The organism is Streptomyces sp. NTH33 (genome assembly GCF_003236365.1).
Classification (GTDB): domain Bacteria; phylum Actinomycetota; class Actinomycetes; order Streptomycetales; family Streptomycetaceae; genus Streptomyces.
The window spans coordinates 1-446 of the sequence record NZ_POTZ01001129.1 but is presented as its reverse complement, the minus strand read 5'-3'; the positions used below and the strand labels follow the sequence as shown (position 1 = coordinate 446).

The 446-nt window shown below is 76.0% G+C and carries 1 protein-coding gene; it reads left to right on the top strand.

Features of this window, described 5'->3' with window-relative positions; translation table 11 throughout:
• The coding region (locus C1I97_RS38815) for a hypothetical protein (RefSeq protein ID WP_146608491.1) at positions 1 to 211 on the top strand (211 nt) is incomplete at its 5' end.
• Between the last annotated feature and the right edge of the window lie 235 nt (positions 212 to 446).

Below are 446 nucleotides of genomic sequence, written 5' to 3'. Positions count from 1 at the left end.
GGCCGGCGGCCCCGCCATCGCCGAGGCCGCCGGCCGCTGGGCCTTCCCCGCCCACGCCGTCGACGCCGACCACCTCCGCCTGGGCGAGGCCTGCCTGCGCGACGCCGCCCCGACCCCGGCGCTGCGCCGCAAACTCGTCGACCAACTCGACGACCTGGCACGCGCGCTGCGCGTCCGGGAGGCGTGGAACACGGCCGGCCGCGGCCGGTGACCCCGCGCAGGCCGGTCGTCCCCTCCCGGGCTTCCCGGGGCCGGGGACGACCGGCCCGCACCCCAGAGACAGAACCGTGACGCCGAGTCACCGCCTCCACTCCGGGTAGCCCACACCCGGCAGGGCTCCCGTACCCACTTTCGGGTTCTGATCGTCGTGCTTTCGGGCGCGCCGGGCTTTACTGCGTACAAGCTGGTAGCCCCTGCCCCCGCGCCACGGAGGTCAGTCCCATGAG